Below are 22,103 nucleotides of genomic sequence, written 5' to 3' on the forward strand. Positions count from 1 at the left end.
ATCGCGTCGGCCCCGGCCGCGGCGCGCGCGCACACCCGCGCGTCGGACAGGTCGCCGACGGTCACCTCGACCCGCGGGTCCACGTAGCGGTGCCGCTGCCGGTCCAGACCGGATACCTCGTGGCCGGCGGCCAGCAGCATGCGCGCGACAGCGCGGCCGCTCGGCTCGGTGACTCCGGTGACCAGAATCCGCATTGACTCTCCTCCTCGTGCAGGCGTCCCCAACCACAGTGACGCCGTTCACACACCATCCCTATTACACGAGGGTGTGAAGGGTTGCAGTCCCGTTCAACGGGATCGGTGAATCGGTCAGCAAGATGGACCGCTAAGGAATGGCGGTCGGAGCGGGCACCGTCGAGGCATGACAGTGCGGAATTCGGTCACGCCGCGGGCGGCCGGCGAGGTGGGCCCCTACGACATCGAGACCGACGTGCTGGTCGTCGGCTACGGCGCGGCCGGGGCCGCGGCGGCCTTCGAGGCCGCGCACGCGGGCGCGCGGGTGCTGATCGTGGACCGGGCGGGCGGCCCCGGCGGCGCGTCGGCCAACTCCGGCGGCGAGATCTACCTCGGTGGCGGCACCCCGATCCAGGTGGCCTGCGGCTTCGACGACACCCCCGAGGCCATGGCCGCGTTCCTGAAGGCCGCGCTCGGCGCGGGCGCGGACACCGCCAAGATCGACGAGTACTGCGCCGGCAGCGTCGAGCACTTCCACTGGCTGGTCGACCGCGGCGTGCCGTTCAAACCGACCATGTGGGACGCCCCCACCTGGGTGCCGCCCACCGACGACGGCCTGATGTGGCTGGGCGAGAACAGCTGGCCCTTCACCGAATCGGCCCATCCCGCCCCGCGCGGGCACCGGCCCACCGCCAACGACTTCGGCGGCAAGCTGCTGATGGAATGCCTGGCCGCCGCGGCCGAATCCGCCGGCGCGACCACCCAGTTCGACACCTACGTCAGCACGCTCGTCGTGGACCCGGACGGCGTCGTGGTGGGCGCGGTCGCGCGCCGCTACGGCGAGGAGCTCACCATTCGCGCCCGGCGCGGAATCGTGCTCACCACCGGAGGTTTCGTCGACAACGACGCCATGCTCGCCGCCCACGCGCCGCAGCTGCTCGGCCACACCAAGGTCAGCGCGGGCACCGACGACGGCTCCGGCATCCGGATGGCCCAGGCGCTGGGCGCGGCGGTGCGCCACATGTCCGCCGGGCAGGTCGGCATGTCGCTGATCCCGGGGCTGGCCGTGCGGGGCATGGTGGTCAACGCGCTGGGTCGCCGCTTCGTCAACGAGGACACCTACCCGGGCCGGATCGGCCAGCACGCGCTCTACCGCCAGAACATGGGCGGCAGCTGGGCGGGCGACGACACCGCGGTGTGGGTCATCGTCGACGAGGAGGGTTTCGAGGACGTCCCCGAACCCCAGCGCTGGGGCGTGCGGCCCACGCATGTCGCCGAAACGCCCGAGGAGCTCGAGGCACTCACGGGTCTGCCCGCCGGGTCGCTGACCGCCGCCATCGGCCGGTACAACGAATTCGCGCGCCAGGGCGCGGATCTCGATCATCACAAGGCCGCGCGCTGGCTGCGGGAGCTGACTCCGCCGCTGGCCGCGATCGATGTGAAGGCCGGTGTCCGACCGCCGTCGGAGGCCGGGGACCGCCGCGGCACCGGCGCGTCGGTGTTCACCCTCGGCGGCCTGCACACCGATCTCGACGGGCACGTGCTCGACCACGACGGCAAGCCGATCGCGGGCCTCTACGCCGCGGGCCGGGCCGCCAACGGGCTGCACGGGTTCGGCTACATCTCCGGAACCTCCCTCGGCGACGGCACCTTCTTCGGTCGCCGCGCCGGCACCGCCGCGGCCCGCCGCGCCTGACCCGGCCGCCGCCCGGCTCCTCGGACGACCAGAAATGGTCGATGGTCCAGTTGATCTCCGAGACCGGGGCTCGGGCACGCGGATTGGTTCTAGACTCGCTCGCTATGGATGTGCACTCGCGGCAGTTGCGGTATTTCGTCGCGGTGGCGGAGGACCTCAGTTTCACGCGGGCCGCGCAGCGGCTGCACGTGGCGCAGCAGGGGTTGAGTGCGCAGATCAAGCAGCTCGAGCAGGCTCTCGACCTGGTGCTGTTCACCCGGACCACGCGCAGTGTGGAACTCACCGCGGCGGGGGAGGCGCTGCTCGAGGGCGTGCGCGGCGCGCTGACCACGCTCGGGCTGGCGGTCGAGCAGGCGCGGGTGGCGCAGCGGCGCGAGTCGGACCGGCTGGTGCTCGGTTTCCTCGAAGGCGCGGCGCTGACGCTGACCGAGCCGATCCTGGCCGCCTTCCGGGACAAGCATCCCGGGGTGACGGTCGATATGCGGCAGTTCGGCTACGAGGACCCCACCGCCGGACTCGCGGACGGGACCGTGGACGTGGCCTTCGTGCGACTTCCGTTCCGGGCGGAGGGAATTCGCTTCGAGTCGCTGTTCACCGAGCCGCTGGTGGCCCTGGTGCCCGCCGCGCATCCGCTGACCGGGCTGCCCGAGGTGCGGGTGCGCGACCTGCTGGACGAGCCGCTGCTCGGGGCGGCCACCGACGATCCGGTGTGGAATGCCTTCTGGGAGTTGCACGATCACCGCGAGGGGTGTCCGGCGCCGGTGGTGTCGCGCTCGAAGTCGCTGCTCGAGGAACTGCACAAGGTGTCGGCGGGCGTCGGTGTGGTGCTGACCGTCGCGTCGGCGCGCTGGATGCCGTTTCCCCGGGTCCGATTGCTGCCGATCGTCGATGCCCCCCGCAACGAGGTAACCGTCGCCTGGCCCGCGGAACACGAATCCCCGCTGGTGCGTTCGTTCGTCGAGATCGCGCAGGAGGTGCGGGCCGCGCGTCCGGAACTGGTGGAGCTGCTCGAACGGCCCGATTTCGAGGATCGCACGCTGCCCGCCCACCTCTGATTGACAAGTGCCGCTTGTCAATCACCGGAGAATAGCTGTTTCACTTTGCTGGCGGGACGCCCTACTGTTCCCAGACGTGGGCGGACAACGCGGGGGGCCGCGTCGTCCACCGCGAACCTCCCTGCGGTTCGTGGCCGTCTCATTTCCCGATGAGGCGCACCCTCATTACCCGATGAGGGAATCTCGGATAACCGGCGCCGCCGGACACCGGCCTGAGCCCCCGGTGTCCGCCGGCGCCGGTGCCGTCCGCGCGTGTCGCTGCCGTCCGGGGGAGTCCGGGCGACCAGACTCGGGGGCATGACGGCCGACGGTCAGGACCTCGACAAGCCCGCCGACGACGCACAGCCGGAGACCCGATCGTTCCCGTCCCGCGTGTGGGCGGCCATCGCCCGCGCCGAACGCGCGATCAACCCGAACTACCCCGGCCTCATCGTGGCGTGGATCTTCTTCCTGTGGGCGGTCTCGCCGTCGCTGCTGCCCCGGACCTGGCTGTTCGAGGGCCTGGTCTGCGGGATCAGCGCGGCCATCGGCTACGGCGTGGGCTGCGTGCTGGCGTGGGCGTTCGCCAAGTGGGTGCAGCCGCGACTGCCCGACTCCGCCGAGGGCCTGGCCACTCTGTGGAATCCGAGCGAAACCACCCGGGCGGTCGGCAAAGTCGTGATCCTGGTCGGCACCATCGTCGGCGCGGCCCTGGTGCTGGCCCGCTCGGCCCGCTGGCAGCGCGACCTCGAGGTGCTGATGGGGATGGAGCCCACCACCACGTCGAGCTACCTGCGCGCGGAACTGGTGGCCGCGGCCACGCTCGCCCTGGTGATCGCCGCGTTCCGCGTGGTGCGGTGGCTGATCCGGCTGATCGTGCGGCTGCTCAATATCGACTGGCACATTCCGCGCGGCCTCGCCTACCCCGGCGCGGTCGTCGTGGTGGGCGTGCTGGCCGTCCTGCTGTTCCAGGGCGTGCTGGCGAAAGCCTTCTTCGCCACCGCCAATTCGGCGTTCAGCCTGCGCAACGGCAAGACCTCGGAGAGCGCGATCCAGCCGCAGCTGCCCGAAAGGTCCGGCAGCCCACAGTCGTTCGCCGCCTGGGACACGCTCGGCTCGGAGGGCCGGTGGTTCGTGGCGACCGCGCCGACCGCCGAGCGGATCGCGCGGGTCACGGGAAGGCCCGCGCGCGAACCGATTCGGGTGTACGCGGGCCTGGACTCGGCGCAGCGGCCCGAGGACATCGCCGCCCTGGTGGTGCGCGAACTCGACCGCACCCACGCCTTCGACCGCAAGGTGCTGGTGGTGGTGACCACCACGGGCACCGGCTGGGTGGATTCCACCACCGCCGCCTCGATCGAATACATGTACGGCGGCGACAGCGCCATCGCCGCCACCCAGTACTCGTATCTGCCCAGCGTGCTGTCGTTCCTGTCGGACCGCGACAAGGCCACCGACTCCGGGCGGCTGGTCATCCACGCCGTCCACGAGCGGTGGGCCCAGCTGCCCCCGGAGCACCGGCCCAAGCTGCTGGTCTACGGGGAGAGCCTGGGGTCGCAGGGCTCCGAGGGCGCGTTCTCCGGACTCGACGACATCCGCAGCCTGGTGGACGGCGTGCTGTGGGTGGGCCCGCCCAACTCGAACCGCATCTGGAGCCAGATCGTGCGGCGCCGCGACGTGGGGACGCCGGAGATCCTGCCGATCTACGCCGACGGCCTGATCGTCCGCTTCGCCGCCACCGCACCGGACCTGGGCCGACCCGACCGCCAGTGGATCGACCCGCGCGTGGTCTACCTGCAGCACGCCTCCGACCCAATCGTGTGGTGGTCGCCGGATCTGCTGTTCACCCAACCGGATTGGCTGAAGGAACCGCGCGGCGCGGACGTGTCGAAGTCCATCCGCTGGTGGCCCATCGTCACCTTCTGGCAGATCAGCGCCGACCTCGCCAACGCGCAGGGCGTGCCCTCGGGCCACGGCCACCGCTACGGCGATCTGGTCCTCGACGGCTGGGTCGCGGTCGCCCAGCCGGCCGACTGGAACCCGGACCTCGACGCGGCGGTCCGCAAGGCCCTCGACGAGGACATCACCTGGGAGTACGCCCACAAATAGGTCCGGCGGCAATCCGCCGCCGGCGCCAACCCGAGTGTCTACGCTTTGCTCCGGAATCGATGTTCCGATCATTGGGACTATTTCGGTTCGAAACACCTAGTTGGCCATAACTTCGATGGCAGGAAACTCTGCACGAGGAGGAACGCCCGCATGACTAACAAGGTGCTCGATCGGGTCCGCGATCTGCTGCCCGCGATCCGGGAACGCGCGGTTCAGGCCGAAGAGCAGCGGCGGGTGCCCGACGCCAGCATCGCCGAGCTCACCGAGGCCGGTGTGTTCCGGATGCTGCAGCCGGCCCGCTTCGGCGGCCTGGAGGAGTCGCCGGTCGCCTTCTACGAGGTGATCCGCGCCATCGGCACCGTCTGCCCGTCCACCGCCTGGGTCTCCTCGGTGCTGGGCGCGCACCCGTGGCAGCTGGCCCTGTTCGAGGACCAGGCGCAGCAGGACGTGTGGGCCGAGAACCCCGACACCCTGGTGTCCTCCTCCTACGCGCCGACCGGCAAGCTGACCGTCGTCGACGGCGGCTACGAGCTGTCGGGCCGCTGGCAGTTCTCCTCCGGCTGCGACCACGGCCAGTGGGTGTTCCTGGGCGCGCTGGTGCCGACCGAGACCGGTATGGACTACTACACGGTCCTGGTGCCGCGCACCGACTACCGCATCGAGGACACCTGGAACGTGTCGGGCCTGGCGGGCACCGGCTCCAACGACATCGTCATCGAGAAGGCCTTCGTCCCGGCCTACCGCGCCTACTCGGCCGCGGATCAGGCCAACCTGATCGGCCCCGGCCAGGCGGTGAACACCAACCCGCTGTACAAGATCTCGTTCGGCGCGCTGTTCTCCAACACCATCACCGCCCCCATCATCGGTGCGGCGCAGGGCGCCTACGACGCGCACATCGAGCGTCAGCGTGAGCGGGTGCGGCTGTCCTACGGCGGCCAGAAGGTCTCCGAGGATCCCTTCGCCCACGTCCGGATCGCCCGTGCCGCTTCGGAAATCGACGCCGCGGTGCTCCAGATGGAGCGCAACATGTCCGAGCAGCTGCGCTACGCGCAGGCCGGTGAGGAAATCCCGTTCGAGCTGCGGCTGGCCTCCCGCCGCGACCAGGTGCGCGGCACCGAGCGCGCGCTCGAGGCGATCGACCTGCTGTTCAAGAACTCCGGCGGCCACGCCATCCGGCAGCCGAACATCATCGAGCGCAACTGGCGTGACGCCCACGCCGGCAGCGTGCACGTGATCAACGATGTGGAGCGCGCGCTGGCCATGTACGGCAAGGGCGCCATGGGCCTCGAGGTCGCGGATCGGATGCTCTGATGACCCTCACCGCGGAGAGCACCACCAAGTGGGTGACCGTCGACGGTCACAAGCTCCGCTATCACGAGGCCGGCGAGGGCCCGGCGCTGGTGCTGCTGCACGGCTCCGGCGCGGGCGTCTCCGGCTGGGCCAACTTCGGTGAGAACCTGCCGGTGCTGGCCCAGCACTTCCGCTGCCTGATCCTGGATCAGCCGGGCTTCGGCGAGAGCGGCCGCCCGGAGGTGTACGAGCGCAACTACCTGCGCATCGCCGCCGACGCGGTGATCGGGCTGCTCGATGAGCTCGGCCTCGAAAAGGCGCATGTGCTCGGCAATTCCATGGGCGGCACGGTCGCGACCCTGCTCGCGCTCGAGCACCCGGGCCGCGTGGACCGCGTGGTGCTGATGGCCCCCGGCGGGGTCGGGGTGAACATCCTCGGACCCGAGCCGTCCGAGGGCATCAACCGGCTCATGGAGTTCAATATGAACCCCAGCGACGAGAAGGCCATGGGCTTCCTGCGGGCCATGGTCTCCAACCCGGCCACCCTCACCGAGGAACTCGTCGCCAAGCGTCTGAAGGCCGCCGCCGACCCGAAGGGGCAGGCCGCGCTGCGCGACGCCTACGCCACCTTCTACAACCCGAAGCTGGCCGAGCCGGTTCCGCTGTGGGCGCGGCTCAAGGGGATCACGCAGGAAGTGCTGATCCTGTGGGGCCGTGACGACCGGGTCACCCCGGTGGAGGGCTCGCTCTTCGCGGCCCGGCAGCTCCCCAACGCGGACCTGCGCACCTTCGCCCGCTGCGGCCACTGGGTCATGGTGGAGCGCAAGGACGCCTTCGAGCGTTCGGTGATCGACTTCCTGAACAACGGCCTCTAGCAAGCGGTTTCCCGGGTTCGGGGGTGAGCGGTACTTCCTGGGTGCCGCCCACCCCCGAATTCGTTTTCCCCGATTCGGGCCCGGCGCTAGAGTCCGACCATGACGTGGACAGCCCCCGAGGTCACCCGTTCCCCGCAGCTGCTCGACGGCGACGAGCGCGCCATGCTGCACTCCCTGCTCACCCGTGGCCGCGAGATCCTGCTGTGGAAATGCCAGGGCCTCACCGGCGTTCAACTCGCGACCCGTAGCGTCGACCCGTCCTCCATGTCCCTGCTCGGCCTGATCCGGCACATGACCGAGGTCGAGCGCGGCTGGTTCCGCATGCGCGCGGCCGGCGAGGATCTCGCCTATCTCTACTCCGACGAGATCAATCGCGACGGCGACTTCGACGACACCGACCCCGAGCGCGCCGAAGCCGACTACGCCCGCTTCATCGAGGAACTGGCCTGGTGTGACAAGGCCATCGCCGACCTGTCCCTCGACCACACCGCCGTCCACCCCCGAACCGGCACGAACCTGTCGCTGCGCTGGATCTACCTGCACATGATCGAGGAGTACGGCCGCCACGCCGGCCACGCCGACCTGTTGCGCGAACGCATCGACGGGGCGACCGGCTACCAGTGATCACTCCGCGGCCCGGCGGCGGCCCTCCCGGAAGAACTCGGTGAGGGCTTCCAGGTCGCCGAGTTCGGCGATGGTGCGGGACGCGCCGAAGGACTGGTTCCAGAAGTCGCCGGTGCGCGGCCGCCACGGGCCCACGTAGGCGTAGGGCTCGCCGATCAGGGCGTCGCCGGGCGAGACGCCGTAATTGACTTCGTTGATGTCGATACCCAGATCGAAATGCTCGGGCCACAGCACCGGCGTGCGGTCCGGGGCCAGGGCGCGCAGGGCGGCATCGCCGAGTCCGTAAGCGCTGGTGAGGATCCGGGACTGCCTGGCGTCGACGAACAGGGGCGTGTTCGGGTCGAAGGTGGTGCGGCTCGTGTACACGCCCTCCGGCATCCCGGGTTCGACGCCCGCCGCGGCGGCCAGCTCCGTGATGGTCGAGCCGTCCAGCTTCCCGATCGGCAGGTCGTCGAGCAGCAGGACATCGGCGCGCACCGCGAGTCGCGGCTCCTGCGCGGTGGCGAAGCCGCCGGGCACCGGGATCAGCCGAATCGTCTTGCTGCGCGAGTATTCCGGTCCGGCGAGCAGTTGTTCGGCCACCGCGTGCAGGCTTTCGCGGGTCCGGTGGTAGTCGTCGATGGCAGTCATGCGAGCAAGTCCTCCGGGATGCTGGTCGGGACCTACAGGTCGTGTTCGTGGGCCCAGGCCGCCAGCTGGGTGCGCGAGGTCAGGCCCAGTTTGGTGAGGATGTGCTCGACGTGGGTCTCGGCGGTGCGCACCGAGATGACCAGGTCGGCGGCGATCTTCTTGTTGCTGTGCCCGGCGGCGACCAGCCGGGCCACGTCCTTCTGGCGGCGGGTCAGCACATTGGTCTCCGACAGCGTCGCCGTCGCCGGGCGGACCGGGCGCTTGAGCGCGGGCGGCGCCGTGACCGGTTCCGGCTCCGGCGCGGCGGTGTGGCCGAGCGCGAAGTCGATGGCCTCGCTCAGCGGCAGGCTCGCGCCCGCGCCGAACGCGGTGCGGAAGGCCTCCTCGCCCAGCGCTTCGCGGACCTTGAGCCGCTCCTTCTCGCCGACCGCGACCGTGATGGTGTGCGCCAGCCGGATCGTGCTGCGCTGCAAGGATTCCGCCGCGCCCAGCAGTCGGGCGGCCCGCTCGTGGTCACCGCCCGCCGAGACCGTCCAGGCCAGGCCCTCGAAGGCCGACGACAGCCAGATACAGCGCTCGAACAGGGCCAGCTGCTCGATGGCGCGGCGGTGGAAGTCGGCGGCCGCGTCGAGTTCGCCGCGCCGCCAGTGGTCGATGCCGACCGTCCACAGCGCCAGCCCGCCCAGCAGATGCGAGCCGGAGTCGGTGGTGAGTTCCAGGAACCGCTGGGCCAGTTCGGTGCGGCCGGGCGCCTCCAGGACCATCGCGGCCATGAAAGAGAAGGCGTGCGAGTCCATCTCGATGGCGTGCTGCCCGGTCTCGGCGGCCAGTTCGATGGCGCTGCGGCCCAGTTCCAGGGAGCGTTCCCGGTCGCTGGGGAAGGCCAGCAGCGACCGGTCCAGCGCCATCTCGGCCAGGATGTCGTCGTCGTCGAGGGCGGCGGCCAGTTCCATGCACTCGGCCACCAGCCGCGCCGCCGACTCCTCATCGCCCAGCAGGGCGGCCAGCGACGCCGCCGAGGACAGCGCCTTGGCGCGTTCGGCGGTGCGCTCGGGGTTGCGGCTGAGCGAGTCGGTGAGCCAGCGGTAGCCCTCGGACAGGAACCGGTTGTGCTCCCAGAACGGCCGCAGCACCGTCACCGTGGCCATGGTGCCCAGCGGGTCGTCCTCGAGGCCGGATCGCAGTGCCGCACGCAGATTCGCGTGCTCGCGGCTCAGTTCGCGGAACCAGGCCACGTCGGCGGCGGTCCAGTACGCGGTCTGCCCCTGCATGGCCAGCCGCCGGTAGTGCTCGCGGTGCCGGGCTCGAACCTCCTGCGCCGTACCGCGTTCGGCGAGCCGGTCGGCGGCGAACTGGCGGATCGGCTCCAGCATCGAGTACCGGGCCACATCGCCGTCGAAGCGCAGCATCACCACCGACTTGTCCACCAGCCCGGTGAGCGCCTCGATGAGCGCGCCCGGCGCCAGCTCGCACACCGCCTCCGCGGCGTCGATGTCGAAACCGCCGGCGAATACCGAAAGCTGTTCCCACAGGGTCTGTTCGGCCGCGGTGCACAGGTTGTAGCTCCAGCGGATCGCGCCCTCGATGGTCTGCTGTCGTTGCGGCGCGGTACGCGGGCCGGCGCTGAGCAGCCCGATGGTGTCGTCGAGGCGGTCGAGGATCTGTTCGGGGGTGAACATGCGCAGCCGCAGCGCCGCCAGCTCCAGCGCCAGCGGCATGCCCTCGAGCCGGCGGCAGATCTCGGCCAGCACCTCCCGATTCGCGGGGGTGGCCTCGAAACCCGGATTGGCGGCGGTGGCCCGCTCGATGAACAGTTGCAGCGCGTCGCCGCCGTCCTCGCCCGGGGTGTCGGACACGGTCAGCGGCGGCACCGGCATCACCTGCTCGCCGGGGATGCCGAGCACCTCACGGCTGGTGGCCAGCACCCGCACATCGGGGGTGGTGGCGATGATCCGGCCGACCAGCGCGGCGCACGCCTCGATCAGATGCTCACAGTTGTCCAGAATCAGCAGCAGCCGCTTGTCGGCGAGGAACTCGGTGAGCCGCGGCAGCGGCGCCGTGGATTCGTCACGCAGGTTCAGCGCCTCGGCCACGCTCAGCGTGACCAGGGCGGGATCCTGCACGTCGGCCAGCTCCACCAGCCACACGCCGTCCGGGAAGGCCCGCGCCACCAGGTGCCCGATCTGCCGCGACAGCCGGGTCTTGCCCATGCCGCCGGGACCCAGCAGGGTCAGCACCCGGGTGGTCGGCAGCAGCCGCTTCGCGGTAGCCAGTTCTTCGCGACGGCCGACGAATGAAGTGACCTCTTCAGGGAGGTTTCCATTGACACGCCGCGCCATGGCGTCCAACCTATGTGATTTGCCGCATTCAGTGCCAGCAGGCTCGCATAAACCCTGCTCGCGGGCGCCCCGGGTGTGCGCGGCGATACACTCGACCGGGTGCCGAACAGCAGCCGCCGCGCCCGCCTCGCCGACGTCCACGACCTGGCCGGGGCCATGCCGCACGTCACCGTCGAGCACGGGCCCGCGGGCAATGCGGTCTATCAGGTGGGCCGCAAGTCCTTCGTCTACTTCCGCACCCCGCGCCCGGACGCCGCCGATCCGGAGACCGGGGAACGCTACGACGACGTCATCATCATCTGGGTGCCGTCCGAGGACGACAAACTGGCCCTGACCCAGGACCCGGGCTCACCGTTCTTCACCACGCCGCACTTCCGCGGACACCTGTCGGTTCTGGTGCGCGGCAGCCGAATTCCCGAACTGACCCTGGGCGAGCTCACCGAAGTCGTGCAGGACGCCTGGCTTTCGCGCGCCTCGGCCACCCGAGCCCGCACGTGGCTGGCCGAGAACGGGCCCGCCGCTCACGGGTGAGCGGACGGTTCCGCGCCGTTCGGCCGGGTCAGCGCCGCGCGCAGGCTGTCGATCAGGACGGCCTGCGCCGCACGGCCTTCCGGGGTCGGTGTCAGCGGGTAGACGTGCACCAGATCCGCGGCCTCGTGATAGTCGACCGCCACGCCCGCGGCCCGGGCCTTGCCGACCAGCAGCCGAGTGTCCGGCATCAGGATGTCGCGGGTGCCGCAGAACACGGTCAGCGGCCCGAGCCCGGTGAAGTCCGCGAACAGCGGGCTGACCTTCGGGTCGGTGATCGGCAGCGATCCGCTCCAGCGTTCGCCGAGCACCAGGCCGCCGGGGCGGCCCAGCCACGGGTCGCTCGGCTGCACCTCGGCGATCTCCGGATTGCTCAGTGACAGGTCCAGCGCGGGGGAGATCAGCGCCGTGCGCGGCAGTCGCACCTCGTGCTCGTCGCGCAGCAGCAGGGCGGTGGACAGCGCGATCTGCCCGCCCGCCGAATCACCGGCGAGGCACACCTCGCCGTAGCGGGCCCGGTTGGCCAGCACCAGCTCCGCGAAGGCCGGGATCACCCGATCGGCGGTGCCGAAGGGGATCAATGGGTAGATGGGAAGGGTGACAGTGGTTTCCGCGCGGGCCGCGATCGCCGCGGCCAGCCGCCAGTGCTGCGGCGCGATCTCGTTCACCCAGCCCCCGCCGTGCGCGTAGACGATATTGCCGCGGGCGCGACCGGACCGCGGCGTCAGCGTGTAGACGGGCCGGACCGAATCGTGCAGCACCGAGACCTCGACATCGGAGCGCAGGCGGCGCGGCGGGCCGTAGGGCAGCGGCCGCAGCGTGCGCTCCCGGATGCGTTCGCGCGCGCCCGCCGCGGTGATGAACGGGCGATTGGCGCGCGTGACCCGCAGATACCAGGGCACGATCCGGCTGAGCAGGCTGGGCATTCGCGCCTCCGGGGTTGCTGGGGTGCCCACACCGCGTCGTGTGGCCGCTCCCGCCGACGATACCGAAACCCCGGCGCGGCCTATCCGTTCTCGACGACAGCGCCGGTCAGGAACGCGGACATGGCCGCGGATGTCATGCGGGGCTGGATCGACGAGGGGACACGCTATTTCGTGCGGCGCGGCCTCGGCGACGCCGATGCCCGGGAGCTGATGGTGGCCGTGTTGTGCGCCCTGGAAGGCGCGTTCGTGCTCAGCCGGACCCTGCGCTCCACCGAGCCGCTGCTGGCCGCGGGACAGGCGATGGCAGCGCGTGTGAACCAGTTGCTTGACATCAACATTGGTTGAGGTTGGAGGGTGGGGTCATGTCGACCGAAACCACCCTCGCCGTCACGCCCTTCGATGACACCACCGTCGAGACCCTCGCGCGGTCGCTGTCGCACGCGGTCGTCGTCGGGATCGGCGAGTCCACCCGCTTCGCCCACGAGACCTTCGCCGTGCGCGACGCGCTCTTCCGGAATCTGGTCGAGCGCCACGGTTTCCGCACCCTGGCCGTGCAGGACAGCGCCGATGTCGCCGCGACCCTGGACGCGTATGTCCGCACCGGAGCGGGTACCGCCGTCTCCGCCCTCGACCTGGCCTGGCGGCCTTGGCGCACAGCGGAAATGGCGGCGGCCCTGACCTGGATCCGGGCCTTCAACCAGGCCCACCCCGGCGATCAGGTCGCCATCATCGGTGTCAAACCGGCGCAGGCCAAGCCCGAGGACTACGACTCCGTCCTCGACGCGGTCCGGGCCCACGCGCCGGGACGCGCCGCCGAGCTGGCCGCGCACCTGGACCCCATCCGCACCGCGCACACTCTCGACGAACACGTCCAGCGCGCCCGCGGCGTCCACCCCGGCCGACCCTTCCTCGAGCACGCCCGCGACGCCTCGGCGCTGGTGGCGTCGATCCCCGCACTCGGCGAGACCGCCCGCGCCCGAATGGCTTTGATCGAGGAATTCCATCGGCACAGCGTCGCGGGCCGGGGAAGTCTCGCCGGCGACGGCGCGCGGTGGGCGGCCACGATCATCGGCCACCATCAGCGCACCGGATCGCGCACCGTGTATTGGGACGGCATCGCGCACGTCTCCGCCGGGGCCGCCGCCATCGGGCTCGCGGCGGGGCAGGAGGCGACGGCCGGTGTCGGCAGCGTGCTGCGCGAACACTTCGGCCGTGACTACGCCGCGGTCGCGATCGGATTCCACCACGGCGATGTCGGCGTGGCCCAGATCCCGGCTCCGGCACCGGATTTCCTGGACGCGCGCCTCGGCGCGGCGCGCCCGGACCGGCTGTGGCGGGACCTGCGCACCGACCCGATCCTGGGCCCGGCCAAGCTTCGCGTGATCAGCGGCGTGTACGACCCCGTCCGGGATGCCGACGAGCACTTGGCGGTTCACGATCTACCGGAGGCCTTCGATGTCCTCGTGCACCTGCGTGCGGTGACCGCGGTCCGGTGGCTGCCCTGAGCCCGGTACCCGGGGTCGCCGGTACGGCGGCGGTTGGGGTGAGGCCGAATTCGCGTGCGGGGCGGGCGCCGCGCCGGTGTCGGTACGCGCCGCGAGCGGGTTCGCATACGCTGCGCCGGTGAGTGCAGACCTTGGGGATGACTTCCGGCAGCCGTCGGAAGAGCAACGGCGGCAACGCGATGCGGAGGCGAACGAGTGGTGGGCGCGCAATTACGGTCGGCGAGTGGAGCTGGGCGGCTTCGGTGAAGCCCTCTCGGCGCTGCTGGCCACCGAGCTCACGGACTGGTCGTGGGCCGAGATCGACGAGGTCTATACGAAATTGGCCTGGGAGTCGACCCGCGACGACGCGGCCGGGCTGGTCTTCGCGGCCGTGGACGGCGCGGAACTCGTCGCCGTCGAGACCCGGCGGGTGGCCACCGCGCCGGGGTTCGGGTACGGGGAGTTCGCACAGCTGGTGCTGTCGTTTCCGTGCGGGTCGGCCGTCGTCGATCACGTGTTCACCACCGCGCTGGCCGACTGCGTCGAAGTCCTGGGCGAACCGGACCTGGTCGGTGGCCCTGGCGCACAGGCGATGTGGTGGCGCGGCGGGGAGATCGTGACGCTGGGCCGGTCGATCCGGCCGATCGAGGTGAGCCTGCGGATCGAACCGCGCGGCCCCCGCGAGACCGAGCGGGAGTTCGACTGGGAATACCACGAGGACCACTGGCCGGGGGAGTGCTGGCTGGCGTGGCCGGACGAGTCGCGCGCCTGGGACATCGGGGCGCTGGGCGACAAGGAGCCCGACGCGGCCACCCTCGAGGAGCTCGAGGACCACATCGACCGCCTGTTCCTGTCGCTGACCGTGGACCTGCCGGTCCTGCATCCCCTTGTCCCGCACGTGATCTGGGTGATCACCCTGGCCGATCGCCCGCACTGGATCGCGCAGGGCTTCTTCGCCGCCAACGCCCTGTCCCGGCTCGAGGTCCGCGAGGATGACCACGCGCGCGGGCGGATGTACAACCACGGCGTCGGCGCGGCCCGGCAGATGGCGGCCGAGACCAAGGCCGCGATCCGCCGCTCGGGCGTGAAGTACCCGTCGGACTTGCGTTTTCAGGCGTGGGTGTCCCCGGCGAAGCCGGCCTTGCAGGCGTTCCGGTTGGGGCTGCGCTGGGACGAGCACCGGCCGGACGACGACTGAGGGCTAGCCGACCGCGGGAATGTCGGTCAGCAGGTGGCTCATCCGATCCCGCTTGGTGGTCAGATAGTGCACATTGTGCTCGGTCGGCTGGGTCTGCAGCGGGATCCGGGCGTGCACCGCGACCCCGTGGGCGGCCAACCCGGACTGCTTGGCCGGGTTGTTGCTCAGCAGCCGAACCGAATTCACGCCCAGATCACGCAGGATGTGGGCGGCCGCGCGGTAGTCGCGGGCGTCGATGGGCAGGCCGAGCCGGACATTGGCGTCCACGGTGTCGGCCCCGCCGTCCTGCAGTTCGTAGGCGCGCAGCTTGTTGAGCAGCCCGATGCCCCGGCCCTCCTGACCGCGCAGGTAGACCACGACCCCGCGGCCCGCGGCCGCCACCGCCTCCAGCGCGGCGTCGAGCTGTTCGCCGCAGTCGCAGCGCAGCGACCCGAAGGCGTCACCGGTCAGGCATTCGGAATGCACGCGCGCCAGCGCGTTCTCGCCCGACGGGTCGCCCAGGACCAGCGCCAGGTGCTCGGCGCCGGTGTGCGCGTCGGCGTAGCCGTAGACCCGGAAATCGCCGAAGCGGGTGGGCAGCCGGGTCTCGACCTCGCGGGAGATGCCGTGCTCCAACCGCTTCCGGTACTCGATCAGGTCGGCGATGGAGACCAACGGAATGTCCCACTCCTTGGCCAGGATCAGCAGATCGGGGAGCCGGGCCATACCGCCGTCATCGTTGACCACCTCGGCGATGACGCCCGCGGGCCGCAGCCCGGCCAGGCGCATGAGATCGACGGCGGCCTCGGTGTGGCCGGGACGGCCCAGCACGCCACGGTCGTTGGCGCGCAACGGGAACACGTGGCCCGGGCGGGAGAGCTGTTCGGCGGTGGTGCGCGGGTCGGCCAGCAGGCGCATGGTGTGCGCGCGGTCGGCCGCGGAGATGCCGGTGCTGACACCGGTGACGGCGTCCACGGAGACGGTGTACGCGGTGCCCTTGGGGTCCTCGTTGACCGCGGTCATGGGCGGCAGTCCGAGCCGGTCGCAGTCCTCGCCGGTCATGGGTACGCAGATGACGCCGCTGGTGTGCCGCACCAGGAACGCGATGTTCGCCGCGGTCGCGTGCTCGGCGGCCAGGATCAGGTCGCCCTCGTTCTCGCGGTTCTCGTCGTCCACGACCAGCACCATGCCGCCGCGGGCCACCGCCGCCACCGCGCTCTCGATGGAGTCCAGTGCACCGGTCATCGTCGACCAACCTCTCCGGCCGCACGAACGAGGGTTTGCGGAACTTGGGCTAGCGGCCTATTACCAATAGAAATATGACTGGCGGAGAACATCGAGGTCAGGTCTCGGTGAGCGGTCACGAAAAAAGGCCCGGAAGCGTATCGCTCCCGGGCCTTTCCCTTCAATCAGGCCCTGCGGTCAGTGCCGATCCGGCTCTGCGGTCAGTGCGCGGCACCACCCGTCGCCGGGGTTCGGCCGTGCTTCATGACGAGCGCTCCGACCAGCGCCACCGCCGCGGAGGCGGCCACGAAGTAGAAGCCCAGCTCGTAACCCTTGTCGGCGTACAGCATCGGGATCTCCTTGGTGACCGGCGGCGCACCCGTCACCGACACCACCGCCTTGACCGGGTTGGCGGTCAGGAACGCCGTGGCCACCGCCAGACCGATGGCCGCGCCCATGGCCTGCATGACGCCCAGCATGCCCGCGCTGATGCCCTGCTGTTGCGCCGGAACGCCTTCCACGATGAGGTTCGGCGTGGACGCGTAGTAGAACGCGAACGCGATGCCGTACACCGCGCTGATCAGCGAGATCATCTGCCAGCCGTGCGAGAGCGCCGCGAAGGCCAGACCGCTGCCGACGAAGATGGTCAGCGCCGTCACCAGGGGCCAGCGGGCGCCCGAGCGCCGGATCCACAGACCGCCGACGAAGCCGAAGAGCATGGCGAGCAAGGACTGCGCGAGGGTCACGTGGGTGGCGAACTTCAGCAGCGTGAAGTTGTCGCCGTAGGAGTAGCCGGGCTCGAGGTCCACCTTGACCATGTCCGGGGGCAGATGCGAGTACACCATCTCCGGCGGCACCTGCGAGTTCACCATCTCCGGCGTCACCTGGGCGTTGACCTTGTCGGTCAACTGCTGCTTCAGCGCCGCCGGCAGCTCCATGCCCGGGGGCATGGCGGCCTTGGCCTGCGCCTCGGCCTGGGCCAGGCCCTGGGCTCGCGCCTGGGTCAGCGCCTGCGCCTGTGCCTGCGCCAGCGCGCCCTGCTTCACCTGCTCCCAGGTGGCGTCCTTGACCTGCGAGACCACCTCCGACGAGGGCGGCGACTGGGTCATGTAACCGGTTGCGTAGGACTGGAATCCGATCATGAACGAGGCCAGCAGACCGATGAACAGCACCACGCTGACGCGCGGGTTGAACAGCAGCTTCATGTCCATGATGGGGTTCTTGGCCCGCATCTCCACGATCGGGAACAGGGCCAGCAGCACCAGGCCGCCGATCAGCCACACCAGGGTGGACGGCTTGCTCCAGCCCCAGTCCTGGCCCTTGTCCAGGTACAGCAGGGTCAGGGTGGCGCCCGCGCCGAGCAGCACCGCGCCGATGATGTCCAGGCGCTGCGGGGTGCGCAGCTTCGACTCCGGGACGAACAGGATCAGCAGCGGGGTCATCACCAGGGTGAAGATGAACAGGAACCAGAACAGTCCGCGCCAGCTGGTGTGATCGGTGATGTAGCCGCCGATCAGCGGGCCGGCGAGCGCCGAGACGCCCAGACCGGTGGAGGCGATGCCGAGGCCGATGGGCACCATGCGGCGCGGCATCAGGTCACGGATCAGGCCGTAGGACACGACGGTCGTCGCGATGGCCGTGGCCTCCAGTGCGCGGCCCACCAGGAAGACCGCCCAGTTGCTGGTGACCGCGCACATGATCGTGCCGATCAGGAACAGCAGGCCGCAGACCAGGAACATCCGCTTCTTGCCGTAGATGTCGCTGAGCTTGCCGATCAGCGGCGACACGGCGGCGCCGAAGATGCCGAAGACGATGATGGACCAGTTGATGTTCGCCCCCTGATCGGGGAACGACGGCGCGATCTGGCGCAACGCCGAGGCGACCATGACGTACTGCATCGGGGAGACCTCGGTGAACAGCACGATGATCGCGAGGACCGACCAGATCCTCAGATTTGACGCGCCGTCGAGACGACCCGAGTCGTCAGGCGCAGTTCCGGGCGGCACCGCGGTGTCGACGGAGGTGGACATAGTGCGTCCTCCAGGGTGGGTAGTAACACGATCCTGTGAACCGTGTCACGCCCGGAGAGTGCTGCCCATCACAAAGTCCGGTCAGTGGGAATTACCGGAATTCTATTTCTTCGCGGTCTTCCGGCGGCTACGCTGCCTCGCCAATTTGTCCAAATCTGACAGCAAGTCCTCTGCGAATTCCTTCTCCGCCTCGTAATGCTTGACGCACCACCGCAAGACCGCGCTCGGGTAGGCCCAGTCCGGATTCACGTCCGCGCCCTCGGCGTCGGCCTGTGCCCGGCGGCGCATGGTCTCGGTGTATTCGATGTGCTGGTGCAGGATCTCGCGCATCCGGTCCGGCTCGGCCAGATGACCGAGCCAAGCCCGCAGCATCACACTGTGTTTGAGCACCGGGGCCTCGACGGGGGAGTGGTTGACCCACTCCGACGCGGCCTCGCGCCCGGCCTCGGTGATGGCGTACATGCGCTTGCCGCGCATGCCGTCCTCGGAGACCACGGTCCGCGACACCGCGTACCCGTGCTTCTCCAAACGCTTGAGCTCGGCGTAGATCTGGGAGAACGAGGGGCTCCAGTAGAAGAACTGAAGACTCCAGTCGGCCCATTTCTTGAGGTCGTATCCGGAGAGTTCCTCGGCATGCGAGAGCATTCCGAGCACCGCCCACGCGGTCGTGGGCAGGTCCGGAATCGCCCGCGCCTCCGCGGACGGCACGCCATCGATCATCATCGAACTGTATCGCCCCGGCATCTGCCCGCTCCGATCAACGCCAGTGCGCACGACGCGGGAACAGGGTGCGCCCGGCCTCGTGCGCGACCTCGAGCACGACGCGGGCCAGCCGGTCGTAGCTCATGCCCTCGGCACGGCCCGACAGCGACAGTGCGGCGGGCGCGGTGCCCCGGCCCCGCAGCGGCGCGGCGACACAGGCGATTCCGGCGATGGCCTCCTCGCGATCGATGGCCACGCCCTGGCGCAGGCGGATCTGCTGCAGCTCGCGGGTCAGCGCCTCGGGCTCGCAGATGGTGCGCGGGGTCAGGCGCGGCAGGCGGGTGCGCAGCGCGGCCTCGGCGATGTTCGGCTCCAGACAGGCCAGCATGGCCTTGCCGAGAGCGGTTGCGTGCGCGGGCATCCGGCCGCCCAGCCGGGTGGGCAGGCTCGCGGCGAAGCGGCCGCCGGCCTTGTCCAGGTAGACCACGTCGCGGCCGTCGAGCACGGCCAGGTGGCCGACCATGCCGGTGCGCTGGCTCAGCTCGTGCAGCAGCGGGGAGACCGCGTCGCGGATCTCGTTGTGGTCGGCGGTCAGGCCGCCCAGCTCGAGGGCGCGCATGCCCAGCCGGTAGCCGCCGGAGGTGTGGGCCAGCCAGCGCAGCTTGATCATCTGGTCCAGGATCCGGTGCACGGTGGACCGCGGCAGCCCGGTGCGCTCGACCAGACCGAGCAGCGTGAGGGTGGGGGTGGAGGCGTCGAAGGCGTCCAGGATCAGCGTCATCCGCTCGATCATCGAGACGGGGACTTCGGCACTCGCGCGAGATTCCTTGGCGCGCATGGGGTTGTGGGGGTGTCGAGTCTCCGCGGGCGGCAGCATGGCGATGGTCATATGTACCTCCGTTGGTTCATATCCGGGCTGGGTGTATCGGATGGGGCTATTCCGATTAGGCATGTACCTAGCTCGGAGCTTGTGCTACCCATCACAGTGCCGCACGCCACAACCTGCGGAATCGGGAGAACTACGTAAAACCTACGGATCCGTGTCCCGATCACCGAACCAGTGTGTTGACGCCTCCTGCTCACGACCTGCTGTCATGACTGCTAGCTATATTTCGGATCGAAATAAGGAGGAGCCGGTGCTCGATCAGACCCCGGCCATCGACGCGACGGCCTTCAAGACCGTCCTCGGGCGCTTCTGCTCGGGGGTCACCGTGATCACCGCCCTCGACGAGGACGAGCCGCTCGGCTTCGCCTGCCAGTCGTTCGCATCGCTGTCCATCGACCCGCCGCTGGTGAGTTTCTTCCCGGCGCGGACCTCGAGCACCTGGCCGCGCATCCGCGACATCGGGCGGTTCTGTGTCAACATCCTGGCCGACGATCAGGCCGAGCTCTGTCGGCAGCTGGGCCGCCCTGGCCCGGACAAGTTCGCGGGCGTCGAGTGGGCCCCCTCGGAGAACGGTTCGCCCTTGCTGGCCGGGGCCATGGCCTCGATCGACTGCGAGCTCTACGACGAGGCCGACGGCGGCGACCACACCATCGTCATCGGACGCGTGACCTGCTTGAATGAACATTCCGAAGCCAAGCCGCTGCTGTTCTACCGCGCCGCGTTCGGTCGTCTCGAGCATCCGTAAACGGGCCCGTCTCGACTATCAGTAGTCACCGCCCGGCCAGTGAGACTGCGCTGTCGCCGCCGTCACACCGGCCGCAACCATCGAAGCAAGGCAAAGGGAGAGGAATTCACATGACCACCACGGACAGTGAGGTGCGAGTCATCGATGCCGGGAAGCCCCCGACTCGATTCGCGCGCGGCTGGCACTGCCTGGGCCTGGCCGACTCCTTCCGCGACGGAAAGCCGCACACCGTCAAGGCTTTCGGTACCGAGCTCGTCGTGTTCGCGACCGAGAGCGGCGACCTCAACGTGCTCAACGCCTACTGCCCCCACATGGGCGGCAACCTGGCCGACGGCACCGTCAAGGGCGACTCCATCGCGTGCCCGTTCCACGACTGGCGCTGGAACGGCAAGGGCAAGTGCACCGGCATCCCCTACGCGCGCCGCGTGCCCCCGCTGGCCCGCACCAAGGCGTGGCCGACCATGGTCGAGAACAAGCAGCTGTTCGTCTGGAACGACCCGGAGAACAAGCAGCCGCCCGCCGAGCTGGCCATCCCGCACATCGACGTCGACGACCAGTGGACCGACTGGACCTGGAACTCGATGATCGTCGACGCCAACTGCCGCGAGGTCGTCGACAACGTCGTGGACATGGCGCACTTCTTCTACGTGCACTACGGCTTCCCGACCTTCTTCAAGAACGTCTTCGAGGGCCACACCGCCAGCCAGTACATGACCTCCGTCTCGCGTGAGGACATGATGGGCGAGACCGCCAAGGCGCTGGGCGGCAAGAACGTGCTGCAGTCGGAGGCCTCCTACTACGGGCCGTCCTACATGATCGACTACCTCAAGAGCGAGAGCCCCAACGGTCTCGTGGTCGAGGGCTACCTGATCAACTGCCACTACCCGATCAACGAGAACCAGTTCGTGCTGCAGTACGGCGCGATCGCCAAGAAGCCCGAGGGCGTCCCGGCCGAGCAGGCCGCGGAGATCGCCGCCAAGTTCGTCGGCGGCCTGGGCAAGGGCTTCGAGCAGGACGCGGCCATCTGGAAGCGCAAGTCGCGGATCAACAACCCGCTGCTGTGCGAGGAGGACGGGCCGGTCTACCAGCTGCGTCGCTGGTACGAGCAGTTCTACGTGGACGTCGCCGACATCGCGGACGAGATGACCGACCGCTTCGAGTTCGAGGTGGACACCACCCGCGCGGTCACCGCGTGGGAGGCCGAGGTCGCCGACAACATCGCCAAGCGCGACGCCGCCGTGGCGGGCCACGCATCCGGCACCGGCGCCTGAGAGGCATTGCCATGGACAAGGTTTCGTGCCGGTCCTGCGGGACCTGCGTGCAGGTCGAGAAGTTCAGCGATCAGCACACCAGCGTGCAGTGGAACAAGGAAGCGCAGGCCGCCTGCACGGAACTCGAGCGGACCGGGTTGCGTTCGCATACCTGCCGTGAGCTGCGGGCCAGCATCGACGAGGCGGTCGCCTCGGGTGCGCTGACGGTCAGCACGCGGGATGCGGACGTCCGCACCCGTGGGCGAACTCGGGCCTGAGTAGGGTGCCGGCCCGCCGCGGGCCGGCCTCCTCTGGGTGGGCCTTCCGACATCGTCGGCGGTCGGCCCCGGTTATCTGATACCCGCGGGGACGGGTTCGAAA

General features: G+C 69.8%; 21 protein-coding genes. 13 read left to right on the plus strand and 8 right to left on the minus strand.

The features are described 5' to 3' along the window. On the minus strand, positions 1-194 hold a 194-nt coding region (locus ACWELJ_RS22035), incomplete at its 3' end, for an NAD-dependent epimerase/dehydratase family protein (protein ID WP_452368007.1). Between the two features lie 166 nt (positions 195-360). Between ACWELJ_RS22035 and ACWELJ_RS22040 the strand changes: the two genes are divergently transcribed. From ACWELJ_RS22040 to ACWELJ_RS22065, 6 genes are all read left to right on the plus strand, one after another. Beyond that, the gene (locus ACWELJ_RS22040; RefSeq protein WP_452368008.1) at positions 361-1,869 is read left to right on the plus strand and encodes an FAD-dependent oxidoreductase; all 1,509 of its coding nucleotides are present in this window, start codon (positions 361-363) and stop codon (positions 1,867-1,869) included. 104 nt (positions 1,870-1,973) lie between these two features. Beyond that, a complete protein-coding gene (locus ACWELJ_RS22045; protein WP_452368009.1) occupies positions 1,974-2,924 on the plus strand; it encodes a LysR family transcriptional regulator in 951 nt (316 codons plus the stop codon). Positions 2,925-3,221: 297 nt separating this feature from the next. Next, a complete protein-coding gene (locus ACWELJ_RS22050; protein WP_452368010.1) occupies positions 3,222-5,012 on the plus strand; it encodes an alpha/beta hydrolase in 1,791 nt (596 codons plus the stop codon). Positions 5,013-5,162: 150 nt separating this feature from the next. Continuing rightward, on the plus strand, positions 5,163-6,323 hold the full coding sequence (gene hsaA, locus ACWELJ_RS22055) for a 3-hydroxy-9,10-secoandrosta-1,3,5(10)-triene-9,17-dione monooxygenase oxygenase subunit (RefSeq protein WP_452368011.1): 1,161 nt from the start codon (positions 5,163-5,165) through the stop codon (positions 6,321-6,323). After that, entirely contained in the window at positions 6,323-7,177 is an 855-nt protein-coding gene (locus tag ACWELJ_RS22060) for an alpha/beta fold hydrolase (RefSeq protein WP_452368012.1), read from the plus strand. The genes hsaA and ACWELJ_RS22060 overlap by 1 nt, the downstream gene beginning before the upstream one ends. 99 nt (positions 7,178-7,276) lie before the next feature. Further along, positions 7,277-7,801: a DinB family protein gene (locus tag ACWELJ_RS22065; RefSeq protein ID WP_452368013.1), complete on the plus strand. Its 525-nt coding sequence runs from the start codon at positions 7,277-7,279 to the stop codon at positions 7,799-7,801. On the opposite strand, the gene ACWELJ_RS22070 is transcribed toward ACWELJ_RS22065, so the two are convergent. After that, complete coding sequence (locus tag ACWELJ_RS22070; protein WP_452368014.1) at positions 7,802-8,431, minus strand: hypothetical protein; 630 nt, start codon at positions 8,429-8,431, stop codon at positions 7,802-7,804. It abuts the gene before it with no gap. 32 nt (positions 8,432-8,463) lie between these two features. Next, the gene (locus ACWELJ_RS22075; protein ID WP_452368015.1) at positions 8,464-10,770 is read right to left on the minus strand and encodes an ATP-binding protein; all 2,307 of its coding nucleotides are present in this window, start codon (positions 10,768-10,770) and stop codon (positions 8,464-8,466) included. Positions 10,771-10,926: 156 nt separating this feature from the next. On the opposite strand from ACWELJ_RS22075, the gene ACWELJ_RS22080 reads away from it, so the two are divergent. After that, positions 10,927-11,301, plus strand: a complete 375-nt coding sequence (locus ACWELJ_RS22080; RefSeq protein ID WP_452368033.1) for a hypothetical protein — start codon at positions 10,927-10,929, stop codon at positions 11,299-11,301. Here the strand turns inward: ACWELJ_RS22080 and ACWELJ_RS22085 are convergent. Then, positions 11,292-12,224 carry an alpha/beta hydrolase fold domain-containing protein gene (locus ACWELJ_RS22085; RefSeq protein ID WP_452368016.1) on the minus strand — a complete coding sequence of 311 codons (933 nt, stop codon included), beginning with the start codon at positions 12,222-12,224 and terminating at the stop codon, positions 11,292-11,294. The genes ACWELJ_RS22080 and ACWELJ_RS22085 overlap by 10 nt on opposite strands. Positions 12,225-12,344: 120 nt before the next feature. Here ACWELJ_RS22085 and ACWELJ_RS22090 point away from each other — a divergent pair, with 120 nt between their 5' ends. The 3 genes from ACWELJ_RS22090 (at position 12,345) to ACWELJ_RS22100 (ending at position 14,906) form a co-directional block, all read left to right on the plus strand. After that, complete coding sequence (locus ACWELJ_RS22090; RefSeq protein WP_452368017.1) at positions 12,345-12,569, plus strand: LmrA/YxaF family transcription factor; 225 nt, start codon at positions 12,345-12,347, stop codon at positions 12,567-12,569. 17 nt (positions 12,570-12,586) lie between these two features. Continuing rightward, positions 12,587-13,729, plus strand: coding sequence for an erythromycin esterase family protein (locus ACWELJ_RS22095; protein WP_452368018.1), 1,143 nt, complete (start codon positions 12,587-12,589; stop codon positions 13,727-13,729). 118 nt (positions 13,730-13,847) lie between these two features. Then, positions 13,848-14,906 (plus strand): hypothetical protein, encoded by a 1,059-nt coding sequence (locus tag ACWELJ_RS22100; RefSeq protein ID WP_452368019.1) that lies wholly within the window; start codon positions 13,848-13,850, stop codon positions 14,904-14,906. A gap of 3 nt (positions 14,907-14,909) precedes the next feature. On the opposite strand, the gene ACWELJ_RS22105 is transcribed toward ACWELJ_RS22100, so the two are convergent. From ACWELJ_RS22105 to ACWELJ_RS22120, 4 genes are all read right to left on the minus strand, one after another. Beyond that, on the minus strand, positions 14,910-16,130 hold the full coding sequence (locus tag ACWELJ_RS22105) for a bifunctional 3,4-dihydroxy-2-butanone-4-phosphate synthase/GTP cyclohydrolase II (RefSeq protein ID WP_452368020.1): 1,221 nt from the start codon (positions 16,128-16,130) through the stop codon (positions 14,910-14,912). A 200-nt stretch (positions 16,131-16,330) separates the two neighbouring features. Next, positions 16,331-18,139, minus strand: coding sequence for an MFS transporter (locus ACWELJ_RS22110; RefSeq protein ID WP_452368021.1), 1,809 nt, complete (start codon positions 18,137-18,139; stop codon positions 16,331-16,333). Between the two features lie 102 nt (positions 18,140-18,241). Beyond that, complete coding sequence (locus ACWELJ_RS22115) at positions 18,242-18,859, minus strand: PadR family transcriptional regulator (protein WP_452368022.1); 618 nt, start codon at positions 18,857-18,859, stop codon at positions 18,242-18,244. A gap of 37 nt (positions 18,860-18,896) precedes the next feature. Beyond that, positions 18,897-19,730, minus strand: a complete 834-nt coding sequence (locus tag ACWELJ_RS22120) for an IclR family transcriptional regulator (protein ID WP_452368023.1) — start codon at positions 19,728-19,730, stop codon at positions 18,897-18,899. A 247-nt stretch (positions 19,731-19,977) separates the two neighbouring features. Between ACWELJ_RS22120 and ACWELJ_RS22125 the strand changes: the two genes are divergently transcribed. The 3 genes from ACWELJ_RS22125 to ACWELJ_RS22135 all read left to right on the plus strand — a co-directional run bounded on the left by ACWELJ_RS22125 (position 19,978) and on the right by ACWELJ_RS22135 (position 22,000). Next, positions 19,978-20,472: a flavin reductase family protein gene (locus ACWELJ_RS22125; RefSeq protein WP_452368024.1), complete on the plus strand. Its 495-nt coding sequence runs from the start codon at positions 19,978-19,980 to the stop codon at positions 20,470-20,472. Between the two features lie 110 nt (positions 20,473-20,582). Beyond that, positions 20,583-21,743 carry a Rieske 2Fe-2S domain-containing protein gene (locus tag ACWELJ_RS22130; protein ID WP_452368025.1) on the plus strand — a complete coding sequence of 387 codons (1,161 nt, stop codon included), beginning with the start codon at positions 20,583-20,585 and terminating at the stop codon, positions 21,741-21,743. A gap of 11 nt (positions 21,744-21,754) precedes the next feature. Further along, positions 21,755-22,000 (plus strand): hypothetical protein, encoded by a 246-nt coding sequence (locus ACWELJ_RS22135; protein WP_452368026.1) that lies wholly within the window; start codon positions 21,755-21,757, stop codon positions 21,998-22,000. Positions 22,001-22,103: the final 103 nt, after the last annotated feature.

Source organism: Nocardia sp. NPDC004582 (assembly GCF_053602115.1).